This is a genomic window from Massilia norwichensis (assembly GCF_024753245.1).
GTDB lineage: Bacteria > Pseudomonadota > Gammaproteobacteria > Burkholderiales > Burkholderiaceae_D > Telluria > Telluria norwichensis.
Genome location: NZ_JANUGX010000003.1, coordinates 182,642 through 205,575, shown reverse-complemented (window position 1 = coordinate 205,575; position 22,934 = coordinate 182,642). Strand labels below are relative to the sequence as shown.

The window sequence follows — 22,934 nt, the reverse complement described above, 5'->3', positions numbered from 1 at the left end:
GGGGAATTATATGTCAAGCGCTGCCCTCAGCCGGGGCGAGGCGTTCGAATACCCGTGCGCAGGCAGGCGCAAGGCCGGTCACGGCCGGATCGTCCTGCGCCAGCGCGCCGCTGTCGACCAGCAGACGCAGCAGGACCAGGCGTTCGGCCTGGCCGAGCGCGGCGGCCAGCGGCTGGACGGCGGACGGCCCGCTGCCGGGCGCACCCAGGATCGCGGCGGGGATCGGCGGCGGCAGCTCCCACTGCATGGCGATATGGGCGGCCAGCGCGCGCGTGCGCCCCAGCAGGGCGGACACGAAAGCGGGATCCTGGGGCAGGGCGTCGGTCTCCAGCATGCCGTCGAACAGGCGCAGGGCCACGATCAGCCCGAGGTCGGCCATCAGGCCGGCGAGGTAGGCTTCAAAGGGATCGGCCCCCATGGCGGGGGCACGCAGGCTGGCCGCCAGCGCGGTTTTTTCGGTATGGCGCCAGATGCGCGGCGCGGCCTGGCGCGTGTGACGGCCGCCCTGGGTGCCGGCCAGCGGCCGGAAGGCGGCGCGCGCCAGCAGCATGCGCAGGCCATTGCGGCCCAGCACCAGCAGGGCGGCGTCGATGGTGCGTACCTGGGCGGCGGCGCGGTAGTAGGGGGTGTTGGCTTCACGGATGAGTTCCGCCACCAGGGCCGGATCGCGCGCCACCTGGCGTGCCAGGTCGGCGCTGGACGCGCCTTCGTCGCGCAGGCTGCGCAGCAGTTGGGGGATGACTTCGGGGACGCGCGGCACCAGGCCGGCGGCATCGAGCGGGGCATCGATCAGCCGGTCCAGCTCGGCCAGTACCAGTTGGGCGTGCGTTGCGGCTTGCGGCGTGGGTGCGGCGGCCGCGGCGCCGGCCGTCAGCCAGTGCCAGAAATCGAGGATGGGATCGGGTTCGCGCGTTGCAGTATTGCCGGGCGCTGGGGTAGGGCCGGACGATGCGGGCGGTGCCGGATCGACAGGCGCGGGCGTCGCCGGCGCACTTGCTTCTCCGCCGCCGAACAGCCGCGCGATCCAGTTTTTCATTGCTCCCGTCCCTCGAATATACGAGGGGCCATTTTACCCGAGGGACGGAAACAAGCCGGGCTGCCGCCATGCGTCGAGCGCGGCGGCAGAGGGGGACTTACTGGCCGTTGGTGCTGCCTGCGCTGCCGGCGCCGGCCTGGCCGCTGGTGCCCGTGCCGCTGCTGCTGCCGCTGGTCGAGCCGCCGCCAGTGCCGGTGCCCGCGCCCACGCCGCCCGATTGGCCGGTGCCGGTCGCGTTCGAGTTGCCGCTGCTAACCGGCATGCCGGTCGCGTCGGTGCCGGTGGAAGAACCGGACGACGAGCCGCTGGACGAGCTGCCGCTGGACATGCTGGAGCCGGAGCTGGTATCGGAATTGGTGCCGGTGGAGCTGCAGGCTGCCAGGCTGAACGCCAGTGCGGCGCCGACGAGTACGGTCTGGATGGTTTTCATGCTGTTCTCCTTATGGTCCTGTTTCGTGTGAAGCAGTGGGGGGATGTTGCTTAGTAGGGCGGGCTGCCCTTGCGGTCGCTCTGACCGCCGCCGCCGCTCGAGCCGCTGGTGCCGGCCGTGCCTTTCGGGGTGGCGGTGCTGCCGGTGCCGGTGGTGCCGCTCGAACCTGCGGCATCGCTCGAGCCGCTGGAACCGCTTGTGCCGCTCGATCCGCTGGCGCCCGCAGCGCCGCTCGAGCCCATGGAGCCGCTGGAGCCGCTCGAACCGGTGGCGCCGCCGGAGCCGCTGGAGCCCGTAGCACCGCTGGAACCGCTGGAACCGCTGCTGCCGGTCGCGGCGGCGCCCGACGAGGCGTTGCCGCCATCGCTGCTGTTGGCGCTGTCGCCGGATTTGCTGCAAGCCGCCAGCGAGACGGCCATCAGCGCGCCGATCAGGAGGCTTTGGATGGGTTTCATGATGCGCTCTTAACGGGTGCCGGTACCCGAGGTGCCGGAAGTGGTGGTGCCCGAGGTGCCCGAGCCGGAGGTGCCGCTACCGGAGGTGCTGGAGCCGGAACTGCCGCTGCCCGAGGTGCCGCTGCCCGAGGTACCCCAGTCGCCGCGTCCCGAGGTGCCGGTGCTGCCCGAGGTGCCCGAGCTGGAAGTGCCCGAAGCGCCGTTGCCGGAGGTGCCCATGGTGCCGGAGTTCGAAGTGCCGGTCGAGCTGCTGCCGCTGGAGCTGCCTTCGCCCGAGCTGCTCGAGGTGGCGCTCGGCGAGGAGCCGCCGGTGTCGCTGGAGGTGCCGGTGGAGCTGCATGCCGCCAGGCTCAGTGCCATCAGACTACCGATGAGAACGCCTTGGTATTTTTTCATGATCTTCTCCGTATGTTGGTGAATGACGCCATGATGGGGTTGGCCATGGGTGTTCAAAATAGGATGTGCCCGGCCATCCTTGTAGGATCAGGCCCACAACCTTGGGTTAATTTCCCCTAAGTGCACTGTATTTGTGGTCAATTGATCGCTAAAAAGAAAAAGCCCCTTGGTAGGGGCTTTTCGGGTGCGGCCGCTGCCGGCGCGTCAGAACAGGCTGTTCTGGAGCTGCTGCTGTTGCGGCTGCGCCTGCTGCTGGACCGGTGCCGCGTTCGGATCGACTGGCGCATTCGGATCGGCTGCCGGCTGCTGGTCGAGGTCGATGCCGCTGAAGACCGGGCTTTCGGCAAACTCGGCATAGACCCAGTCGTCGTTCTCGCGCACGACGCCTTCCGGTTCAGGACGCTCTTCCTGCGGCCGCTTGGCCAGGGCCACGCGCATGTAATCGATCCAGATCGGCAGCGCCAGCGTGGAGCCGAACTCGCGTCCGCCGAGCGACTTCGGATCGTCGTAGCCCATCCAGGCCACCGCCACCACGCCGCCGCCGTAGCCGTTGAACCAGCCATCGACCGCGTCGCTGGTGGTGCCGGTCTTGCCGGCGATGTCGGTGCGGCCCAGTTCCTTGGTGGCGGCGGCGCCGGTGCCGTAGCGGGTCACGTCGCGCAGCATGCTGTCGGTGATGAAGGCGTTGCGCGCATCCAGCACGCGCTGCTCTTCCTGCTTCGCGGCCGGCGGCTTGGCCTCGGCGATGACCTTGCCGTCGGCGTCCTCGACCCGCGCGATCAGGTAGGGCTCGACGCGGTAGCCGCCATTGGCGAACACCGCGTAGGCGCCGGCCATCTGCAGCGGCGTGACGGCGCCGGTGCCGAGGGCCATCGTGTAGTTGGCCGGCTGGCGCGCGGCGTCGAAGCCGAACTTGCCGATGAATTCATGGGCATAGGGCACCGAGATCGCGCGCAGCAGGCGCACCGAGGGCACGTTCTTCGATTCGGCCAGCGCGCGGCGCATGGTGATCGGACCGTCCCATTTGAAGTCGTCGTTCTGCGGCGACCAAGTGGCGCCCGCGTTCTCGCCCGGCATGTCGAGCGGGGCATCGAGGATGCGGGTGGCCGGCGAATAGCCTTTTTCCAGCGCCGCCGAATAAACGAAGGGCTTGAAGCCGGAACCCGGCTGGCGCCAGGCCTGGGTCACGTGGTTGAACTTCTGCAGGTTGTAGTCGAAGCCGCCGACCAGCGCGTGGTAGGCGCCGGTGACGCTGTCGATGGCCACGAAGGCGGCGGCCACCTGCGGCACCTGGGTGATGGCCCAGTTGCCCTTCGCATCCTTGGCCACGCGAATGATAGCGCCCCGGGCGATGCGGCGCTCCGCCTTCGCGTTCGAAGCCAGCGCGCCGGCGGCGAACTTCAGGCCTGCGCCCGTGATTTCGACGTCGTCGCCGTCGATGGTCTCGACCCGCACCGCCTTGCTCGACGCGGCCAGCACCACCGCCGGAATCAGGCCGTCGCTGGTGGGGCGCTTGCCCAGCGCCTCGGAGATCGCGTCTTCGCGCCCGACCGGATCGTCGGGCAGCTCGATGCGGCCCTCGGGGCCGCGGTAGCCGTGGCGCTGGTCGTAGGCCAGCACGTTGCGGCGCACCGAGTTGTAGGCCGCATCCTGCTCGGCCTTCAGGATCGTGGTGTAGACCCGGATGCCCTTGGTATAGGCTTCTTCCTTGAACTGGTTGTAGACGGCCTGGCGCGCGGCTTCCGCCACGTACTCGGCGTGCGTGTCGAATTCCTGGCCGCGGGTGTTCACGCGCAGCGGTTCGACCAGCGCCTTCTGGTACTGGTCTTCGCTGATGTAAGCCAGTTCGCGCATGCGCTTCAGCACCGCGTGCTGGCGCTCGCGTGCGCGCTTCGGATTGGCCACCGGATTGTGGCGCGAAGGGTTCTGCGGCAGGCCGGCCAGCATGGCCATCTCGGCCACGCTGAGCTGCTCGAGGTTCTTGTTGAAGTAGGTCCGTGCAGCGCTCGAGAAGCCGTAGGCACGCTGGCCCAGGTAGATCTGGTTCATGTACAGCTCGAGGATCTCGTCCTTCGACAGCGCCGCCTCGATCTTGTAAGCCAGCGCGATCTCGTTGACCTTGCGGCCAATGTGCTTTTCGCGCGAGAGGAAGAAGTTGCGCGCCACCTGCATCGTGATGGTCGAGCCGCCGCCCGCGCCGAAGCCGTGGCGCAGGTTCGAATAGACCGCGCCGAGGCCGCGCTGGAAGTCGATCGCGCCGTGTTCGTAGAAGCGCGCGTCCTCGATCGCCAGCAGCGACTTCTTCATCAGGTCGGGGATCTTCTGGATCGGGACGAAGTCGCGGTGTTCCTCGCCGAACTCGCCGATCAGGACTTTGTCCGCGGTATAGATGCGCAGCGGGATCTTGGGCCGGTAGTCGGTGACGGCGTCCAGCGCCGGCACATTCGGCAGGACCCGGAACAGCACGTAGCCGGCGACGCCCGCGACGAACAGGATCAGCAGGGCGAGGGCGATCAAGATGAAACCGCGGATGCCGCTGAAGGCACGCGGCGCTTTTTTACTGGTAGTTGCCAAAACGAGAAGCCTCTGATGACGGTCAGATGACCGGCAGATCGCCGTGCCGACAGGGCGTAAACACGGTCTACATCAAAATTATAATCCGCTTTTCTTCCACTACGGCATGTGCCATAGTTCCAGCTTAATTTCCATTTAAGGTGCTGCCAAGTGGTGCCTGCAGTCCAGAAACACGATACCGCGTCCATGACGTAGCAAGGAAACAATGCCGTACGATCCCCACCCGCCCGCGGTCAAGCCGTATATCCCGGCCTCCGCCCAACTGCCCGAGCTGACCCTGCGCGCCCTGATCATGGGCACGGTGCTGGGCATGATCTTCGGCGCGTCCTCGCTCTACCTGGTGCTGAAGGTCGGCCTGACGGTCAGCGCCTCGATTCCGGTGGCGGTGATCGCGATCACCCTGTTCGGCATGGCCAAGAAGGCGGGCGGACGCGAATCGACCATCCTGGAGAACTCGATCACGCAGACGGCCGGTTCGGCCGGCGAATCGCTGGCCTTCGGCCTGGGCGTGACCATGCCGGCGATTATGATCCTCGGCTTCGACCTGGAGATTTCGCGCGTGATGCTGGTGGGCGTGCTGGGTGGCCTGCTCGGCATCCTGATGATGATCCCGATGCGCCGCACGATGATCGTCGATCAGCACCGCGAACTCAAATACCCGGAAGGCACGGCCTGCGCCGAGGTGCTGAAGGCCGCCGCCACGCCCTCGTCGCGCGAAGCCGCCGGCGAAGTGCGCCTGGAAGGATCAAGCGAAGCGAAGGCTGCACGCCAGCGCGCCTTCATCATCTTCGGCGGCTTCGGCATCGGCCTGTTGTATAAAACCCTGAACATCTCCTTCAAGCTGTGGAAGGACACGGTCAACTTCGTGTTCGGCGCGCCGCTGAAGGCCGGTTCGGCCGGCGCCGAGATCTCGCCCGAGCTGCTGGGCGTCGGCTACATCATCGGCCCGCGCATCGCGATGACGATGGCGGCCGGCGGCGTGCTGTCCTATCTGCTCCTGATCCCGATGATCAAATTCTTCGGCGACCTGCTCACGGTGCCGCTGGCGCCCGGCACGATGCTGATCAAGGACATGGGCCCGGACGACATCCGCAGCGCCTATGTGCTCTACATTGGTGCCGGCGCGGTGGCGGCCGGCGGCCTGATCTCGCTGGTGCGTTCGCTGCCGACCATCTGGAACGGGCTGCGCGGCGGCCTGGCCGGCTTCAAGTCGGGTTCGACCGGCGACGCATCGTTGCGCACCGACCAGGACATCCCGCTGAAGTGGGTGGCGATCGGCTGCCTGGGCATCATCGCCGTGATCACCTTCGCCACGCCGCTGCACATGAACCTGCTGGGCGCGCTGCTGATCCTGGTGTTCGGCTTCCTGTTCTCGACCGTGTCCTCGCGCCTGACCGGCGAGGTCGGCTCGTCCTCGAATCCGATCTCCGGCATGGCGGTGGCCACGCTGCTGTTCACCTGCCTGATCTTCCTGGTGATGGGCTGGACCGGCGGGCGCTATTACGTGACCGCGCTGTCGGTCGGCGCCATCGTCTGCATCGCCGCGTCGAATGCCGGCACCACCTCGCAGGATTTGAAGACCGGCTTCCTGGTCGGCGCCACGCCGCGCCTGCAGCAGTACGCGATCCTGGCCGGCGCGCTGGCCTCGGCGCTGGTGCTGGGCCCGATCCTGCTGAAACTGAACGATGCCGGCACCGTCTACGTCCCGGCCGCCCAGGTGGCGCCGCACGTGAGGACCGATGCTTCGAAGCTGACCGAGACCGCGCAGATCCAGGGCCCGCAGGCGGCGTCCGACCGCGCCACCTATAAAGTCTGGCAAAAGCCCGATACCGTCGGCGGCCCGGCCGGCAAATACCTGGTGCGCGAAGACGGTTCGCTGGCCTGGCTGGTCGACCCGGGCATCAACGGCCAGTTCCACACCCGTCCGGACGGCTCCGAGGTCAAGAAATACGATGCGCCCAAGGCCGTGCTGATGTCCTACATCATCAAGGGCATCCTCGACCAGCAGCTGCCGTGGACCCTGGTGGTGTTCGGCGTGATGATCGCGCTGGTGCTGGAGATGGCCGGCGTGAATGCGCTGTCGTTCGCGGTCGGCGTCTACCTGCCGCTGGTGTCGACGCTGCCGATCGCGATCGGCGGCCTGATCCGCTGGATGGTCGACCGCCGCAACAACAAGCTGCCGCAGTACGCCGGCCTGAGCGGCGAAGAACTGCAGGCCGCGGGCGACCGCAGCTCGGGCACGCTGCTGGCGTCCGGCTACATCGCCGGCGGCGCGCTGGCCGGCATCGTCATCGCCATCACGGCCGGTGTGCTGACCGACTTCGACAACGCGATGGGCAAGTGGGCCGAGGCCGCGAACCCGTTCTTCGCCGGGGCCAGCGCGGATCTGCTGTCGATCCTGCCGTATGCTGCGCTGATCCTGCTGCTGTATTGGGTGGCGCGCGAGAAGGCGGACAAGCGCTAAGGCTTGGCCCAGGGAGTAACTGGGCGCTACGCAGCGCCCAGTTGGCCGAGCCACACGGACCGCATGTTATAGCAGTGGAAGGCCTTTACCTTCCCTTGCTCGACGACGAAGACATCGCAGCACGGTACGTCGAAGCGCTTGCCTGTGGCGCGAAGCACGCCGTCCGGGGTCGGGAAATCGCCTGCATGGGTGCCCTGCAATCTGAGCTCGACGACGATGACGCCATCTGCTGCCGAATAGACGTTCAGCAGTTCGCGGTGAAAATCCGGAAAGATGGATCCCAAACCCTCGATCGGCTGACGAACCTCGGCGCCAGTCCATTTTTGTCCCGTCGCCATGTCCAGGAAATAGCCGTCTTCCGCGAAAAGCTCGACGAACCTTTCCGCGTCCAGACTCGCAGATTCTGCGACGGCATAGACTTCCCTGATCACTTCTTCGTTTGTTGGCATGCTGTTTTCCTGTGAGATTGCGACTGTCGCAGTAGATAAAAATCACCCTGAACAATTGTAAGTCGGTACTTTCATATATACTAGTACCTACCAAAAGGTAAGTATGGAGAGGATATGGAGCCGACTTGTGGTCTTGATGTGGCATTGCATTACGTTGGGGGAAAGTGGAAGCCGATTTTGCTATTCCATCTGCAGGGGGCGCCGCGGCGCTTCGGCGAGCTCAAACGTTTGGTGAGCGGTATCAGCGAGAAAGTCCTGATTCAGCAGTTACGCAGCCTGACTGAAGATGGCATCCTCACGCGCCATGACTTCATGGCGGTGCCGCCGAGGGTGGAATACGCGATCACCGATTTTGGACGAACGCTTGCGCTTGCGCTGCAGCCCTTGTGTGAATGGGGCAATCGCCATCGTGCGCACTTCCAGGCGCAGCAAGATGAACACGTCCGCACGGATTTTTGACTTGAGCAGGTGAACGCCACCTTGCCGTCGATCGCCCCGCAGCTCGGCTGGATGCGACTACGAAACGTGAAAATACATCTTGTCCGCAACGACAAATGCGGCACCCCAGGCCATGGCGATGACGATGAAGTCGCATCGACCGCTTTTCCAAAGATGAAGGGAACGCCGTTTCACGATCCAAGGTACGCCCAGGGGATTCGGCCAGTCGGCGAGAAGATGCATGACGCCGCCTGCAGCGAATCCGAAGCCCAGCGGCGCCCAGGCCAGTTGGTCGAGCGACCAGTAAGACCAGGCCAGCAAGGCTATCCATCCCAGGCCCCAGTGGGTCCAGGTCCGGTGGGTGATCCAGAGCGTCCTTTTCCTGGTCCACCACCTCACCTCGAGCCAGTCAGGCGCCGTGCCGCCGAGGGTGCCCATGACCAGGGCGAGAAGGCTCCACATGTGGCAAAAGCCGCCGGCGCCGGCATGTTCGACGACAATGGCAGCGATCGATCCGGCCGCCAGTCCGGTTGAGTGGTGTGCGCTGTGAGAAGCCATGATGGAACCGGACATTGCCGCAGATAAGAACGACTGCGCAATATACTGGTTCCGCTTCAGAAAACAGGCTTTGACACATCCTTTTTCAATTTCATGCTTTCGTGGGCGCTAGACAAAGGCCAGGTCGTGCTGCCGGATCGCGTGATCCAGCCACTCGTCCGTATGCCCGAACGCATAACCCAGCGCCTTTGCGCGTGACGTGTCCAGCACCATCGGCCCCGGCAGGTCGAAAGGCGACAGGCGGCCTGGTTCCACGGGCGACGCCGCGCGCCGCGTCCTGACCGGCGTCTCAAGAACCTCGCCCACACGTGCGTACAACTGCGACGCCGACAGCGCCCCATCGCAGGCCGCATTCACCGGCCCCAGAAAATCCTGCATTCCGGTCCAGAACAGGAAGTCGGCCGCGGCATGCGCGGTCGTGAAGGAGACCGCCGCCTTGTCGTTCGCATACTGCAGGGTGGCGCCGGCGCGCGCCAGTTCGACGTAGTGGGCCAGGCGACCCGTGAAATCTTCCGGCCCGCCCAGCACGTGGCCCAGGCGCGGCGTCACCAGCGGCAGCGAGCCGTCGCGCACCAGGTAGGCTTCGGCCTGCACCTTGCCGCTCACGTAGCACTCGGTGGCGCGGCGCGGGTCGTGCCAGGGGTAGCCGGCGTCGATCGCCTGGGCCTCGATGCCCAGCGCGTCCTCGGCCAGCGGGCCGCGTTTTCCGGCGGCGTCGACACCGAGCACGCGGTAGGCATCGACGGTCGAGGTCATGACATAGCGCCCGACCTGGCCGGCAAAGGTGCGCACGGCAATCGCCGCGTCGAGAGGGCTGTAGCACATCTGGTCGTAGACGATGTCGAACGGACCGGCCTTGGCCACGGCGCGCATGGCGAGTTCGTTGCGGCGGTCGACGCGGATGCGCGCGATGCGCTCGCCGAAGGGATCGGGCACGTAGCCGCGGGTGGCAATGGTGACGCGGTGGCCGGCGCGCAGGAGCCGCTGCACGAGCAGCCTGCCGATGAAACGGGTGCCGCCGATCACCAGGATGTTCTTGGACATGGTCTTCCTTACGCTGAAGGCGCTGAAGAGCTAGCGGGTTCTTGGTGAATCCGCTATATTTTCTATGCAGGGAAGCAATTGTTCAAACAAGAAAATAATAAGGCAATGAATAAGAAAAACTTATGCTTGGTGGGCCGATGAAGCCCTTGCGCAGCCTGTCCGGGCTGATCGACTTCGAATGCGCCGCCCGCTGGGGCAGCTTCAAGCTGGCGGCCCAGGAACTGCACAAGACGCCGGCCGCGGTCAGCCTGCAGGTCAAGCAGCTGGAAGAGGCGCTTGGCTTTCCGCTGTTCGTGCGCCATCCGCGCCACATCGCGCTGACGGCGAAAGGCCAGGAACTGGCGATCGCGGTCGGGCGCTCGCTCGGCGACCTGCGCGCCAAGGTCGCGGCCCTGCAGCGCGGCGACGAGGAAGCCATCCTGCGCATCTCGACCACCCATTCCTTCGCCATCAAGTGGCTGGTGCCGCGCATGCCGCGCTTTACCAAGCTGCATCCGGAACTCGATATCCGCATCGATTCGAACGATGTCCCGGTCGATCTGCTGGACGACAACGTCGACGTTGCGATCCGCTTCGGCCCGGTCAAGGACGGCGACCCGGCGCTGCTGTTCCGCGAACGGCTGGTGCCGGTCTACAGTCCCGAGCTGCTCGACGATCCCGCGCAGGAACTGCAGTTGGCCGACCTGGCCCGCTTTCCGCTGCTGTGCGAGCGCACGCCCGAATCCTGGCTGCAGACGCTGAACGAGAACAAGGCGCTCAAGGGCAAGTTCGAGGGCCGCTACGATTTTTCGCGCACCTATAGCCACTGGGGCGTGCTGGCCCAGGCCGCGGTGGCGGGGCAGGGCATCGCACTGGTGCCTTACGGGATCGCCTGCGAGGACATCGCTGCCGGCAGCCTGCGCGTGCTGCACTGCCGCAGCGCGCCCTACGGCAACGGCTACCGCTTCCTGGTCAATCCGCACAAGGAAGCGATGGCCAAGGTGCAGCAGTTCCGCGCCTGGATCGTGGCGGAGATGGAAGCGATGCGGCGCACGCTGGACGGCGCCGGCTGAAGGCTAGCGCTCGCGCCCGAGCCAGGCGCGCAGCTGCGCATCGGGCAGCGGGCGGCTGAAATAATAGCCCTGGCCCTGCTGGCAGCCGCGTTCGCGCAGGTACTGCAGCGCCGATTCGGTCTCGATGCCTTCGGCCACCAGCTCGAGCCCGAGGCTCTGCCCCAGCGCGATCACGGCATCGATGACGGCCCGGCTTGCATGGTCGCTGTCGATGCGGCGCACGAAGGACTGGTCGAACTTGAGTTTGTCGAGCGGCAGCGAGGACAGCACGCTCAGGCTCGATTACCCGGTGCCGAAATCGTCGAGGGCGATGCGCACGCCGAGCAACTTCACCTCGCGCAGGATCGCCGCCGTCTCGGCCAGGTTTTCCATCAGCGCGGTCTCGGTCAGTTCGATCACCAGGCGGCGCGGATCGATGCCGGTGCGGGCGATGGTCGCGCGCACCCGGTCGGCGAAGGCGGGGCGCCGGAACTGCAGCGCCGACACGTTCACCGATATGTCCAGCGGCTGGCCGCCCGCCTGCCAGGCGGCCTGCTGGCGGCAGGCCGCGGTCGCCACCCAGGCGCCGATCGGCAGGATCAGGCCCGAGCTTTCGGCCACCGGGATGAAGATCCCCGGTCCCGGCGCCGTGCCGTCGGTGTCCACCAGCCGCACCAGCGCCTCGACGCCGTCCACTTCGCCCGTGGCCAAATTGACGATGGGCTGGTAGTGCAGCACCAGGCCGTCGTGATCGAGCGCCTGCTGGAGCTGCTTTTCGACGCTGCGCGTGCGCTGGGCGCGGCTGCCGATTTCGGGCGAATAGACGACCGCGGACGCGCGTCCGGACTGCTTGGCCTCGAGCATGGCCATGTCGGCTGCGTGCAGCAGCGCGGCCGCGCTGTCGCCGTGTTCGGGCATGTGGGCGATGCCGATCGACGCCGACAGCGTCGCCTCGACGTTGCCGACCCGGATCGGTTCCACCAGCGCCCGCAGCAGCGCTCGCGCCACCGCGGCGCCGCGCGCCGCATCGGGCAGGATCGCCAGGAATTCGTCGCCGCCGGCCCGCGCCAGCAGGTCGCCCGGCGCCAGACAGGTCTGCAGGCGGCGCGCGACTTCCTGCAGGACGCGGTCGCCGGTATCGTGGCCGTGGATGTCGTTGACCGGCTTGAAGCGGTCGAGGTCGACGAACAGCACAGCGCCGCCGGTGTGCGCGCCGGCACCCACGCCGTGCAGCCGCTCGTAGAGCAGGGCCAAGGCGCTGGCGCGGTTCGGCAGGCCGGTCAGGGCATCGTGGGTGGCGGCCCAGCGCAACGCCTGCTCGGCCTGGAGGCGCTCGCTGATGTCGCGCGGCGCCACGTACATCAGCCACTCGCCGCGATGTTCGAGCACGGTGACCGTGATCTCGACCGGGAACTCGCTGCCGTCCTTGCAGGTGTAGACGCGCTCGAAGGGCGGCGGCGGAACTTCGCGGCATTGCATGAATACCGTCTCGAAATATTCGCGCCGCACCGGCCGGTCAATGTCGAAGATGGTCATCGACAGCAGTTCCGCATTCGTGTAGCCGAGGCGCATCGAGGCCTGGCGGTTGGCGTAGCGAACCCGGCCCGGCTCGTCGAACAGCAGCAGCATCTCGTTCGCGTTCTCGGAGAAGAACTTGAACTGCTGCAGTTCCTCATGGTGGGTCAGCAGTTCGGCTTCGCGCTCGCGCAGCAGGCCGGCGGCGCGCTCGATGGCGGCGCCGACCTCGGCCACTTCGGCGATGTGGGCAGGCACGGGTCGCGGCGTCTCGCCGCGCCCGAGCGCCATCGCCGGCGGCAGCAGCGACTGGATCGAGCCCGAGATGCGCCGGCTCATGCGCCGCGCCAGCAGCAGACCGGCGGCGAACAGGCCCACGGCGAGCGCCGTCAGCGAGGCCAGCTGGGCGTATAGCGGGCCGACCAGTTGCGCACGCGGCACCCCGACCACGGTCGTGAATCCGGTCAGCGGCGAGCGCGAGAAGGTGGTCTGGCTGACGACGCCGTCGCGCGTGACGGTCTCCAGCGCGCCGCTGCCGCTGCGGGCGATGGCGGCACGCAGCATCCCGTCGGCGCTGTCGCCGACGAAGCGGGCGGCATGGCGGCTGCGCGCGGCGATCTTGCCCTCGCGGTCGAGCACGCTGGCCAGCCAGCCCGGCGGCAGGCGGCGCTGGATCAGCAGGGCGCTCAGCTGCTCGCTGGGGACGGTGCCGGCCGGGGCCCCCCACAGCCGCGCATCGATGGTGTCGCCAATCTCGCGCGCCAGGTGCAGGTTGTCGGCGATCTGGCGCGCCCGTTCTTCGCGGTATTGCGAGACCAGGAAAATGGCGCAGCCGGCCACGCCCGGCAGCAGGCAGGCCAGTACGAGGATGTTCAGGAGGTGGATGACGGGGCGTTGGCGCGGCTGCGCGGTCTGGCCAAGCATGGTATGGCAGGCACTTACTAACGGGCAATTCAATCGAGAGCTGAAATAATAATCGCTTATTGCACACACAAATAACAAGTCCTGGAGAAGTGTGCGTTTGAAGCGACGATTCTCCATCGGCGGCGTTTAACCGAGAACGACGGTACTGGCATGTCATTACAAAAGATGATATTTTCCTGCGGTTAATATTTTTGTTTTTCATCAACTTTCACATACATATGTCCAGCCATTCCGCGTCAGTGCCCCGTTCCGCCAGCAAGACCATCCCCGCCGCCATCGCCCTGCTATGCCTGAGCCTGCATGCCCAGGCGCAGACCCAGGCGGCTGCGGACCAGGCCACCGCCACGCCGGCCGCTGCGAAGCCGCAGCCAGCCGCCAAGGCGGTCGCCGCGCAGGCGGGCACGACGACGGCCGAGGCGCCCCAGCAAGGCCCGATCGCCACCGTGAACGTGGTCAGCGAGCGCTCGAGCAACCGCGTCGACCGCCAGGTCTACGACATCAAGAACGACGCCAGCACGGCTGGGGCGTCGATCGGCGACGTGCTGAACAACGTGCCGTCGGTGAACGTCGATCCGAACGGCACCGTGCGTCTGCGCGGCAGCGAGCGCGTCACGGTGCTGATCGACGGCAAGCCGACCGCCCAGCTGCAGGGCGAGAACCGCGCCGCGGCCATGAATGCGCTGCCGGCCGAGAACTACGAGTCGGTCCAGGTGATCAACAACCCGGGCGCGGAATTCGGCAACGAAGCGGGCGGCGGCCCGATCCTGAACCTGATCTCGCGCCGCTATACCAAGCCGGGCGGCAACGGCACCGTCGCCGGCACGGTGGCGCCGGGCGGACGCGGCACCGCCTTCGCCAACGGCAGCTACAGCGCCGGCTACGCCTCGGTCAACGGCAGCCTGAACCTGCGCCGCGACGGCAACGACACCGACACCGAACAGCTGCGCGAGCGCATCGACCCGGCCACCGGCGCGATCAGCCGCCTGCGCAACGAGGCCCACCGCGAAGGCGTCAACACCTTCGTCCAGGCCGGCCTGGGCGGGCGCTACAACTACAACGAGCGCGATACCGTGACCGGCTCGGTGTCGATCAACAAGCGCGGCAACGACAGCGATGCGAACGAGCATTTCACCGACTTCCGCACCAGCCAGTCGCCGGTGGTCGATTACCTGACCCGCCGCCGTACCGACGGCGACGCCCTGAACCACGAGCTGGTGGCCGGCTTCGAACACCGCTTCGCCGCCGACGGCGAGACCCTGAAGGTCGACCTGCGCCGCTCGTCCAACACCAATACCGCCGACACCAGCACGCTGTACCAGGCGCTGGCGATGCCGGCCGCCGGCGCGCCCAGCCTGCGCGATTACGCCCAGGACGTCGAGACGCGCGTGCGCATCACCGACCTGAGCACCGACTTCACCGGCAAGGCCGGGCCGGGCTACCTGACCGCCGGCGGACGCTGGCAGCGCACCCAGCAGACCGCCGACAACCGCTACGTGTTCCTGAGCGGCGCCGGCGGCCTGGACACCCGGCGCAGCAACCTGTTCGACCTGGACCAGGACGTGGTCGCGGTCTATTCGAGTTACGAAATGCCGATCAATAAAACCTGGTCCTTCAAGAGCGGCCTGCGCGTCGAGCGCACCGACCAGGACCTCGACCAGGTTACCAGCGGCATCCAGGCGAAGAACCAGTACACCAGCTACCTGCCCAGCCTGTTCCTGACCTACAAGCTGGACGCGAATTCGAACCTGCGCCTGTCCTACGCCGACCGCATTTCGCGTCCCGGCTCGGCGGAGCTGAACCCCTTCGTCAACTACGCCAACGACTACTACGTCAGCTCGGGCAATCCGCGCCTGCACGCGGTCAAGCTGCATTCGCTGGAACTGGGCTACGAGACCAAGATCATGGGCCTGGCCCCGGCCAGCGTGCGCGGCTACCTGCGCCGCGAGTCCGATGTGATCACCGAGCGCCGCGTCTTCCTGGATGCCAACACGCTGCTGACCACGCGCGAGAACCTGGGCGACCGCCGCTCGGGCGGCATCGAGTTCTCGCTGATGGGCATGACCTTGCCGAGCATGCGCGTGATGGGCCATGCGCTGCCGAGCATCCGCTTCATGTTCAACGGGAACTGGGGCTTCATCGAGCAGGACCGCGTCGGCGCGCTGGGCCTGACCGGCGACAAGCGTTCCTCGCCATCGCTGCAGCTGCAGGGCGGCGGCCAGTGGATGATCAATCCGGAGAACACGCTGTCGGTGTTCGGCTTCCGCCAGGGCAAGCTGCTGTCCGGAGAGGGCTACCGCGAACCCTTCGGCATGATGACGCTCGCGTATGAGCACAAGTTCGACAAGCGCCTGTCGCTGAGCGTGCGCGCCAACGACCTGCTGAACTCGACCGGCCAGAAGTTCCGCGTCGAGACCGACACCCTGCGCGACCGCACCAACACCGAGGTGCACCAGCGCCGCGTCTACGTCGGCCTGCGCTACACCTTCGGCGGCGTGACCGGCAACGATGCGGTGCGCAATGCGATGCAGGCGGCCGGGGTCGACGTCAACAGCCCGGGCGCGCGCGAAGCCATGCGCCGCGCGCAGGAGATGGAGCGGGCGCAGTCGCAGCCGCAGCCGCAGCCGCGGCCGCAAGCGCCGGCGCAGAAGCAGGAAAAATAAGGGCAGGGCCGGGCGCGTCCATCGCCCGGCCGCGCGGCCGCCGTCTCAGCGGCCGGCTTTGCTGCCGGTTGCGCGGCTGCGGCGGCGCACCGCGATCAGCCCCAGGCCGGCCAGGCCGAACAGCGACAGCGCGCCCGGCTCGGGCAGCACATAAGCCTGGCCCGGATCGTCCAGGCGCGCGCCCAGCACGTCGGTCTTGCCGTTCCATTTAGCGTTGTAGTTATAGCTGTTCTTGAAGCGCAGGTCGCGCATGCCCAGCTTGGTGTGGAAATAGTCCGAGTCCAGCTGCTTGCTCCAGAGGCCCTGCTTGCGCATGTCGACCGACGCATACGAATCGGCCACCCCGGAAAAGCCCTTGCTGCTCGGGACCTTGCTGCCGACGATGGTATTCAGGGCATTGCCGGTGTCCATACCGGTGTCGAACATCAGGCGGGCCAGGAAGGTGCCTTCGGTGTAACCCTTGGCGCAGCTGTAGCCGCAGCGGATGCCGTTGGCGGTGGAGGCCAGCGAGGTCTTGCTCATGACGGACAGGTCGCGCCAGTACAAGTCCATGTAGCCCTTGGTCGCCGGGAAGGGATTGGTGGCGGACGGCGTGCCGCGCTCGATGCCGTAGAACATGCCGGTGATCTGGCTTTTCTGGGCGCCGTTGACGAAGAAGATGTCGCCGTTCGGGTCGATTTCATCGTTCGGGATGTCGACGTCGCCCTTCTCGATCGTGCTCATGATGAACACGCCCCAATTGATTTCCTTGCCGTCGGTCCAGGTGCTCGCCTTGTTGATTGCGATTTGTTCCTGCCCACTGAACTTCAGGTAGAGCGGACCGGTGGGCAGCTTGATCGCGGGGGTAGCGTTGGCCGCCAGGCTGACGGTGGCGGAAATGACGAAAGCGGTAAGAGATTTCATGGTGCCAGGACCCCTGTTAGGAATGATACCTGGAGCAATGCAAGCTCTATGCCACCCGCCTGTGTATTTACGCAAGCCCTTGAATCAGAAGAACATTCGTCAGTTTCGTCATTTTACAAACCGGGCCAGTCTGGCGTCCTGTAAATATTTCCGACAGGTCAGCCGCCGCTGCGTTTCGCATCGTGTCCCTGCTTGATCAAGGCGCCGAGCACCAGGTCGCAGTGGTCGCCCTGGATCTCGATGACGCCATCCTTCACCGTGCCGCCGGAACCGCAGGCGCTGCGCAACTGCTTGCCCAGCGCGGCGAGGGCGGTCGCGTCCAGCGCCAGGCCCTTGACCAGGGTGACGGTCTTGCCGCCGCGGCCCTTGGATTGGCGCGACACGCGCACCACGCCGTCGCCCTTGATGACGGGGGCGGCCTTGCAGGCGCAGCTCGCGACCGGCTGGCGGCAGTCGGGGCAGATGCGGCCGGTCTCGGTGGAATACACGAGGCGGCTGTTCGAATCGTTCTTCATGATCGTTCCAGTGTCAATAAAAATGGCGGCCCGCAGGCCGCCATCTCATCGTAGCCGAAGCAGACGGCGTTTACTTCACGCCGTGCATCAGCTTCTGAATCAGCGGTGCAATCAGGAACAGCACCACGCCCGAGCCGATCAGGGCCCAGAAGCCGAAGGTGTAGCCCGACAGCGCCGAGGCGGTGGTCATGCCCGACTCGCCGGACACGTGGCTGGCGAAGATGCCCGACAGGTTGTTGCCGATACCGGTCGACAGGAACCAGCCGCCCATGCCCAGGCCGACCAGGCGGGTCGGGGCCAGCTTGGTGACCATCGACAGGCCGATCGGCGACAGGCACAGCTCACCGATGGACTGGATCACGTAGACCATGAACAGGGTCCAGAACGGGATCTTGCTGTCGGCGCCGACCAGCTGCTGCAGCGCGAACATCAGCAGCAGGAAGGCCAGGCCGTTGAACAGCAGGCCCAGGCCGAATTTACGCGGGATCGACGGATTCGCGCGGCCCATCTTGACCCACACTGCGGCCACGATCGGCGCGCAGACGATGATCGCGATCGAGTTCACCGACTGGAACCAGCCGGTCGGGAAGATCCAGCCGCCGAAGTCGCGGCGCACGATGTTCTCGGCCAGGAAGGTGAAGGAGCTGCCGGCCTGTTCGAAGAAGCACCAGAACATCACGTTGAAGAAGAAGATGATCAGCATGGCGATGGTCTTGTCGCGCGCGACCTTGCCGTTGCGGATGCCTTCGACCAGCAGCATCAGCGCCAGGCCGATGAACAGCACCGTCAGGATGCCCTGCAGCGTGTTGGCGCCGAGTTTCAGCAGGAAGTACACGCCCGGGATCACGACCATGGCGCCGATCACCACGGCGGCCAGGCGCGCCGGGCTGGCCAGCTCGCCGACCGGTGCGCCGATGCCTTTCAGGCCCTTGCGGCCGATCTGGAACCAGATCAGCGACAGCAGCATGCCGATGCCGGCGGCGAAGAACACGACCTTGTAGGCCGGTACGCCGGTGCTGTCGGCCATCGCGTCGGCCAGCCAGCCGGTCAGGATCGGTGCGAAGAAGGCGCCGGTGTTGATGCCCATGTAGAAGATGGTGAAGCCGGAATCGCGGCGCTGGTCGTTGATGCCGTACAGCTGGCCGACCATGGTCGAGATGTTCGGCTTGAACATGCCGTTGCCGACGATGATCGTGGCCAGGCCCAGTTTGAAGACGTCGGGATTGGGCACGGTAATCGCGAACAGGCCGACCGCCATGAAGACGGCGCCGACCAGGATCGAGCGCTGGTAACCGATCACGCGGTCGGCGATGTAGCCGCCGAACACCGCGCCGGCATACACCAGGGCGAGGTAGGAACCGTAGGTCAGGTTGGCGTCGGCCTGGCCCACGCCGCTGCCGCCGTAGAACTGGGCGACGATGTAGAGCACCAGGGCCCAACGGATGCCGTAGAAGGCGAAGCGTTCCCAGAATTCGGTCATGAACAGCATCCACAGCGGTGCCGGGTGCCCCATGATCTGTTTGAATTCCGGGATCGCTTTCTGTTCGACGGTAGAAGTAGCTGCACCGCTCATGCGGTTCCTCCCCAAATACGTTTTATAAGAATAAGAATGGTTGGATGGAGTGCCCGCATTGCATGAAGGCGCAAATCCAATAGCGTCGCATTTTAGAGGAAATCCTGCTCTTGAAGGCAACTTTTTCCGGCCCCGCCATATGCACATGCAATGCCTGCGCAAGCGTGGGGGCAAACTGCGGTGACTTGTCGTATATTGGCGTGAAAGATACTAAGAAACATCGCAAAGAAAGGGTAGGAACCATGACGCAAGACGTTGTCGATACACTGATTTCGCCGGAAGGCCGGCTCGAGGTGCTGTCCAAGGCGGAGGTGGCGAAACTGCTCGACACCAGCCAGGGCGGCCTGTACCAGCTGTTCCGCAAATGCGCGCTCGCCGTGCTGAACTCCGGCAGCGACATTGACGACGGCAAGGAGCTGCTCGAACGCTACAAGGATTTCGAGATCAAGATCATTCAGCGCGAGCGCGGCATCAAGCTCGATATCCGCAGCGCGCCGGCGCATGCCTTCGTCGACGGCAAGATGATCAAGGGTATCCACGAGCACCTGTTCTCGGTGCTGCGCGATATCGTCTACGTGAACTTCGAGGTCACCGACAATCCGCGCTTCGACCTGGACAAGCCGGAAGGCATCACCGACGCCGTCTTCCATATCCTGCGCAACGCCAACGTGATCCAGCCGCAGCGCAACCCGAACCTGGTGGTGTGCTGGGGCGGCCACTCGATCAACCGCGTCGAGTACAACTACACCAAGCACGTGGGCTACCAGCTCGGCCTGCGCGAACTGGACATCTGCACCGGCTGCGGCCCGGGCGCGATGAAAGGCCCGATGAAGGGCGCGACCATCGGCCACGCCAAGCAGCGCCTGCAGGGCGGCCGCTACCTCGGCATCTCGGAGCCGGGCATCATCGCCGCCGAAAGCCCGAACCCGATCGTCAACGACCTGGTGATCATGCCGGACATCGAGAAGCGCCTGGAAGCCTTCGTACGTACCGGCCATGGCATCATCGTGTTCCCGGGCGGCGCCGGCACCGCCGAAGAGATCCTGTACATCCTCGGCATCCTGCTGCACCCCGAGAACGCCGAAGTGCCGTTCCCGCTGGTGTTCACCGGGCCGGCGGCGGCCAGGGAATACTTCGAGCAGATCGACCAGTTCATCGGCCTGACGCTGGGCGAACGCGCGCAGCAGCGCTACAAGATCATCGTCGACGATCCGGCCGCGGTGGCGCTGGAGATGCAGCAGGGGATCCGCCAGGTGCGCGAATACCGCAAGTCGCGCAGCGACGCCTATTACTTCAACTGGGGTTTGAAGATCGACCCGGAGTTCCAGAAGCCCTTCCGTCCGACCCACGAGAACATGCGCAACCTGTCGCTGCACAAGAACCAGGAAACGCACCTGCTGGCCGCGAACCTGCGCCGCGCCTTCTCGGGCGTGGTGGCCGGTAACGTGAAGGAAGACGGGATCCGCGAGATCGAGAAGTACGGGAAGTTCGAGATCCACGGCGACGACGAGATCATGGCGCCGATGGACAAGCTGCTGCAGTCCTTTGTGGAGCAGAGCCGGATGAAGTTGCCGGGGAAGGAATATATTCCCTGCTACCGCGTGGTCAGATAAACGTCGCTCCCGGCATTGCCGGAAACGACTTCCCGCGCAGGCGGGAACCCAAGTTTACGGGTTGCTGCGAACTTGGGTCCCCGCCTTCGCGGGGACGACGGAAGGACTCAGTCCTCTTTGCGCAGGTGCGGGAACAGCAGCACGTCGCGAATGTTCGGCGAATCGGTCAGGATCATGATCAGGCGGTCGATGCCGATGCCGCAGCCGCCCGCCGGCGGCATGCCGTATTCAAGCGCGCGGATGTAGTCGGCGTCGTAGAACATCGCTTCTTCGTCGCCGGCGTCCTTGGCGGCCACCTGCGCCTGGAAGCGGGCTGCCTGGTCTTCCGGATCGTTCAGCTCCGAGAAGCCGTTGGCGATCTCGCGGCCCACCATGAACAGCTCGAAGCGCTCGGTGATGCCGGCGCGGGTGTCCGACGCGCGTGCCAGCGGCGAGACTTCGACCGGGTAGTCGATGATGAAGGTCGGCTCCCACAGCTGGGCTTCCGCGGTTTCCTCGAACAGCGACAGCTGCAGCGCGCCCAGGCCCGAGATCACGTGCGGCTTGACGCCGAACTTCAGCAGCTCGGCCTTCAGGAACTCGGCGTCGTGCAGCTGTTCGTTGGTGTAGTGCGGCGCGTACTTGTTGATCGCTTCGACAATCGTCAGGCGATGGAAGGGCTTGCCCAGGTCCAGCGGACGGCCGCCGTAGGTGACTTCGGCGGTGCCCTGGGCATCGATCGCGGCCTGGCGGATCACGGCCTCGGTGTAGTCCATCAGCCACTTGTAGTCGGTGTAGGCCGCGTAGAACTCCATCATCGTGAATTCCGGGTTGTGGCGAACCGAGACGCCCTCGTTGCGGAAGTTACGGTTGATCTCGAACACGCGGTCGAAGCCGCCGACCACCAGGCGCTTCAGGTACAGCTCGGGCGCGATACGCAGGTACATCTGCATGTCGAGCGCGTTGTGGTGGGTGATGAAAGGCTTGGCCGCGGCGCCGCCCGGGATCGGGTGCAGCATCGGGGTCTCGACTTCCATGAAGGCGTTGTCCTGCATGAAGCGGCGGATCGACGCGATCGCGGCGGTACGCGCCTTGAAGGTGCGGCGCGTCTCTTCGTTCATGATCAGGTCGACGTAGCGCTGGCGATATTTCGTTTCCTGATCCGCCAGGCCGTGGAACTTGTCCGGCAGCGGGCGCAGCGACTTGGTGATCAGGCGCAGCTTGGTGACCTTGACGGTCAGCTCGTCGACCTTGGTCTTGAACAGCGTGCCTTCCACGCCCAGGATGTCGCCCAGGTCGTAGTGGCGGAAGGCCTCCATCGCTTCCTCGCCGGTGTTGTCCAGGGTCACGTAGATCTGGATGCGGCCGTCGGCGCGCGGGCCGGAGGCGTCCTGCAGGGTCGCGAAGGCCGCCTTCTTGCCGGCTTCGCGCTTGAGCATCATGCGGCCGGCCAGCACCACCTGCTGCGGCTCGGCTTCCAGCTGCTCGCGGGTCCAGCCGCCGTAGGTTTCGGTCAGGTCGGCGGTCTTGTGCTGCGGGACGAAGTCGTTCGGGAAGGCCACGCCTTTTTCGCGCACGGCGTCCAGCTTCTGGCGGCGCTCGGCGATGATCTTGTTATCTTCGGCCTGCAGCGAGGTTGCCTGGACTTCCTGGCCGGTTTGTTCTTGGTTTTCGGTGCTCATATCAGGTGTTTTATCTAGTATTGGTTCAGAGGCGGGCCAGCAGCTCGTCCACGGCGATCTCGTCGTAGTCGCCAACGATCGCGATCACGTTGTCGAATTCCTTGAAGTCCTCGGCGGGCAGGGTGGAGGTGATCACCGCCGCGCGCATGCCGGCGCGGCGCGCCGCTTCCACGCCCATCGGCGCGTCTTCGAAGACGATGCAGTCGGCCGGGTCAATGCCCAGCTGTTCGGCGGCCTTCAGGAACACGTCCGGATGCGGCTTGCCCTGCTTGACGTCGGCGGCGCCGACCACGGTCGCGAAGTGGCGGCGCAGGTCGAGTTCATCGAGCGTGAACACGATGTTCTTCGGCGGCGCCGAGGTGGCCACGGCGAGGGCCACGCCCTGGGCGTCGGCCGCGCTCACGAAGGCTTCGAAGCCCTGGATGGCGGCGCGGTGCGGGCGGTACATCTCGCGGTACAGCGCATCCTTCTCCTGGGCCAGCACGGCGATCTCGTCGTCCGGGATGTCCGGGCCGAGACGCTCGCGCAGGATCTCGCGGCCCTGGGCGCCGGCGGTCTCGCGGAAGAAGGCGTCCGGGTCGTATTCCTTGCCGCGGCGGGCGAAGAATTCGAGCCAGGACCTGGTGTGGAAGGCCATGTTGTCGACGATGGTGCCGTCCATGTCGAAGATGAATGCGCGCTTTGCGTTTGCCATC

Annotated in this window: 18 protein-coding genes and 1 pseudogene; 5 read left to right on the top strand and 14 right to left on the bottom strand. The window is 65.9% G+C overall.

From position 1 onward, the window contains the following. Positions 1-13 precede the first annotated feature (13 nt). The 5 genes from NX782_RS04190 to NX782_RS04170 all read right to left on the bottom strand — a co-directional run bounded on the left by NX782_RS04190 (position 14) and on the right by NX782_RS04170 (position 4,891). Positions 14-1,036, bottom strand: coding sequence for an HDOD domain-containing protein (locus NX782_RS04190; protein WP_258844161.1), 1,023 nt, complete (start codon positions 1,034-1,036; stop codon positions 14-16). A gap of 97 nt (positions 1,037-1,133) precedes the next feature. After that, complete coding sequence (locus NX782_RS04185) at positions 1,134-1,466, bottom strand: hypothetical protein (protein ID WP_258844160.1); 333 nt, start codon at positions 1,464-1,466, stop codon at positions 1,134-1,136. A 50-nt stretch (positions 1,467-1,516) separates the two neighbouring features. Then, positions 1,517-1,921 (bottom strand): hypothetical protein, encoded by a 405-nt coding sequence (locus tag NX782_RS04180; protein ID WP_258844159.1) that lies wholly within the window; start codon positions 1,919-1,921, stop codon positions 1,517-1,519. A gap of 9 nt (positions 1,922-1,930) precedes the next feature. Next, complete coding sequence (locus NX782_RS04175; protein WP_258844158.1) at positions 1,931-2,317, bottom strand: hypothetical protein; 387 nt, start codon at positions 2,315-2,317, stop codon at positions 1,931-1,933. A 204-nt stretch (positions 2,318-2,521) separates the two neighbouring features. After that, positions 2,522-4,891 (bottom strand): penicillin-binding protein 1A, encoded by a 2,370-nt coding sequence (locus NX782_RS04170; RefSeq protein WP_258844157.1) that lies wholly within the window; start codon positions 4,889-4,891, stop codon positions 2,522-2,524. A 205-nt stretch (positions 4,892-5,096) separates the two neighbouring features. Here NX782_RS04170 and NX782_RS04165 point away from each other — a divergent pair, with 205 nt between their 5' ends. Beyond that, complete coding sequence (locus NX782_RS04165) at positions 5,097-7,355, top strand: OPT family oligopeptide transporter (protein ID WP_258844156.1); 2,259 nt, start codon at positions 5,097-5,099, stop codon at positions 7,353-7,355. Positions 7,356-7,381: 26 nt separating this feature from the next. On the opposite strand, the gene NX782_RS04160 is transcribed toward NX782_RS04165, so the two are convergent. Beyond that, complete coding sequence (locus NX782_RS04160; protein WP_258844155.1) at positions 7,382-7,804, bottom strand: nuclear transport factor 2 family protein; 423 nt, start codon at positions 7,802-7,804, stop codon at positions 7,382-7,384. A gap of 114 nt (positions 7,805-7,918) precedes the next feature. On the opposite strand from NX782_RS04160, the gene NX782_RS04155 reads away from it, so the two are divergent. Next, positions 7,919-8,263 carry a winged helix-turn-helix transcriptional regulator gene (locus NX782_RS04155; RefSeq protein WP_258844154.1) on the top strand — a complete coding sequence of 115 codons (345 nt, stop codon included), beginning with the start codon at positions 7,919-7,921 and terminating at the stop codon, positions 8,261-8,263. Between the two features lie 57 nt (positions 8,264-8,320). Here NX782_RS04155 and NX782_RS04150 read toward each other — a convergent pair whose 3' ends face one another. Together NX782_RS04150 and NX782_RS04145 are read right to left on the bottom strand one after the other, a co-directional pair. Continuing rightward, the gene (locus tag NX782_RS04150) at positions 8,321-8,815 is read right to left on the bottom strand and encodes a metal-dependent hydrolase (RefSeq protein ID WP_370661758.1); all 495 of its coding nucleotides are present in this window, start codon (positions 8,813-8,815) and stop codon (positions 8,321-8,323) included. Positions 8,816-8,908: 93 nt separating this feature from the next. Beyond that, on the bottom strand, positions 8,909-9,844 hold the full coding sequence (locus NX782_RS04145; RefSeq protein ID WP_258844153.1) for an NAD-dependent epimerase/dehydratase family protein: 936 nt from the start codon (positions 9,842-9,844) through the stop codon (positions 8,909-8,911). Positions 9,845-9,981: 137 nt separating this feature from the next. Between NX782_RS04145 and NX782_RS04140 the strand changes: the two genes are divergently transcribed. Then, positions 9,982-10,896: a LysR substrate-binding domain-containing protein gene (locus NX782_RS04140; RefSeq protein ID WP_258844152.1), complete on the top strand. Its 915-nt coding sequence runs from the start codon at positions 9,982-9,984 to the stop codon at positions 10,894-10,896. Positions 10,897-10,899: 3 nt separating this feature from the next. Here the strand turns inward: NX782_RS04140 and NX782_RS04135 are convergent. Next, positions 10,900-12,681 (bottom strand): annotated as a pseudogene (locus NX782_RS04135) (putative bifunctional diguanylate cyclase/phosphodiesterase). An 851-nt stretch (positions 12,682-13,532) separates the two neighbouring features. On the opposite strand from NX782_RS04135, the gene NX782_RS04130 reads away from it, so the two are divergent. Further along, the gene (locus NX782_RS04130; protein ID WP_258844151.1) at positions 13,533-15,974 is read left to right on the top strand and encodes a TonB-dependent receptor domain-containing protein; all 2,442 of its coding nucleotides are present in this window, start codon (positions 13,533-13,535) and stop codon (positions 15,972-15,974) included. A gap of 45 nt (positions 15,975-16,019) precedes the next feature. On the opposite strand, the gene NX782_RS04125 is transcribed toward NX782_RS04130, so the two are convergent. The 3 genes from NX782_RS04125 to NX782_RS04115 form a co-directional block, all read right to left on the bottom strand. After that, on the bottom strand, positions 16,020-16,877 hold the full coding sequence (locus tag NX782_RS04125) for a PEP-CTERM sorting domain-containing protein (RefSeq protein ID WP_258844150.1): 858 nt from the start codon (positions 16,875-16,877) through the stop codon (positions 16,020-16,022). 158 nt (positions 16,878-17,035) lie between these two features. Beyond that, the gene (locus tag NX782_RS04120; protein WP_258844149.1) at positions 17,036-17,392 is read right to left on the bottom strand and encodes a translation initiation factor Sui1; all 357 of its coding nucleotides are present in this window, start codon (positions 17,390-17,392) and stop codon (positions 17,036-17,038) included. Between the two features lie 70 nt (positions 17,393-17,462). Then, positions 17,463-18,965: a peptide MFS transporter gene (locus NX782_RS04115; protein ID WP_258844148.1), complete on the bottom strand. Its 1,503-nt coding sequence runs from the start codon at positions 18,963-18,965 to the stop codon at positions 17,463-17,465. Between the two features lie 242 nt (positions 18,966-19,207). Between NX782_RS04115 and ppnN the strand changes: the two genes are divergently transcribed. Next, positions 19,208-20,578, top strand: a complete 1,371-nt coding sequence (ppnN, locus tag NX782_RS04110) for a nucleotide 5'-monophosphate nucleosidase PpnN (RefSeq protein ID WP_258844147.1) — start codon at positions 19,208-19,210, stop codon at positions 20,576-20,578. A 107-nt stretch (positions 20,579-20,685) separates the two neighbouring features. Here ppnN and lysS read toward each other — a convergent pair whose 3' ends face one another. Next, positions 20,686-22,239, bottom strand: coding sequence for a lysine--tRNA ligase (gene lysS / locus NX782_RS04105; protein WP_258844146.1), 1,554 nt, complete (start codon positions 22,237-22,239; stop codon positions 20,686-20,688). 25 nt (positions 22,240-22,264) lie between these two features. Next, positions 22,265-22,933: an HAD family hydrolase gene (locus tag NX782_RS04100; RefSeq protein ID WP_258844145.1), complete on the bottom strand. Its 669-nt coding sequence runs from the start codon at positions 22,931-22,933 to the stop codon at positions 22,265-22,267. Position 22,934 lies beyond the last annotated feature (1 nt).

Bases quoted from the DNA above. Each gene is read 5' to 3' on its own strand.
- NX782_RS04190 (WP_258844161.1), bottom strand. From the start codon at position 1,036: ATGAAAAACTGGATCGCGCGGCTGTTCGGCGGCGGAGAAGCAAGTGCG.
- ppnN (WP_258844147.1), top strand. From the start codon at position 19,208: ATGACGCAAGACGTTGTCGATACACTGATTTCGCCGGAAGGCCGGCTC.
- NX782_RS04180 (WP_258844159.1), bottom strand. From the start codon at position 1,921: ATGAAACCCATCCAAAGCCTCCTGATCGGCGCGCTGATGGCCGTCTCG.
- NX782_RS04145 (WP_258844153.1), bottom strand. From the start codon at position 9,844: ATGTCCAAGAACATCCTGGTGATCGGCGGCACCCGTTTCATCGGCAGG.
- NX782_RS04160 (WP_258844155.1), bottom strand. From the start codon at position 7,804: ATGCCAACAAACGAAGAAGTGATCAGGGAAGTCTATGCCGTCGCAGAA.
- NX782_RS04175 (WP_258844158.1), bottom strand. From the start codon at position 2,317: ATGAAAAAATACCAAGGCGTTCTCATCGGTAGTCTGATGGCACTGAGC.
- NX782_RS04185 (WP_258844160.1), bottom strand. From the start codon at position 1,466: ATGAAAACCATCCAGACCGTACTCGTCGGCGCCGCACTGGCGTTCAGC.
- lysS (WP_258844146.1), bottom strand. From the start codon at position 22,239: ATGAGCACCGAAAACCAAGAACAAACCGGCCAGGAAGTCCAGGCAACC.
- NX782_RS04155 (WP_258844154.1), top strand. From the start codon at position 7,919: ATGGAGCCGACTTGTGGTCTTGATGTGGCATTGCATTACGTTGGGGGA.
- NX782_RS04140 (WP_258844152.1), top strand. From the start codon at position 9,982: ATGAAGCCCTTGCGCAGCCTGTCCGGGCTGATCGACTTCGAATGCGCC.
- NX782_RS04120 (WP_258844149.1), bottom strand. From the start codon at position 17,392: ATGAAGAACGATTCGAACAGCCGCCTCGTGTATTCCACCGAGACCGGC.
- NX782_RS04150 (WP_370661758.1), bottom strand. From the start codon at position 8,815: ATGTCCGGTTCCATCATGGCTTCTCACAGCGCACACCACTCAACCGGA.
- NX782_RS04125 (WP_258844150.1), bottom strand. From the start codon at position 16,877: ATGAAATCTCTTACCGCTTTCGTCATTTCCGCCACCGTCAGCCTGGCG.
- NX782_RS04115 (WP_258844148.1), bottom strand. From the start codon at position 18,965: ATGAGCGGTGCAGCTACTTCTACCGTCGAACAGAAAGCGATCCCGGAA.
- NX782_RS04100 (WP_258844145.1), bottom strand. From the start codon at position 22,933: ATGGCAAACGCAAAGCGCGCATTCATCTTCGACATGGACGGCACCATC.
- NX782_RS04130 (WP_258844151.1), top strand. From the start codon at position 13,533: ATGTCCAGCCATTCCGCGTCAGTGCCCCGTTCCGCCAGCAAGACCATC.
- NX782_RS04165 (WP_258844156.1), top strand. From the start codon at position 5,097: ATGCCGTACGATCCCCACCCGCCCGCGGTCAAGCCGTATATCCCGGCC.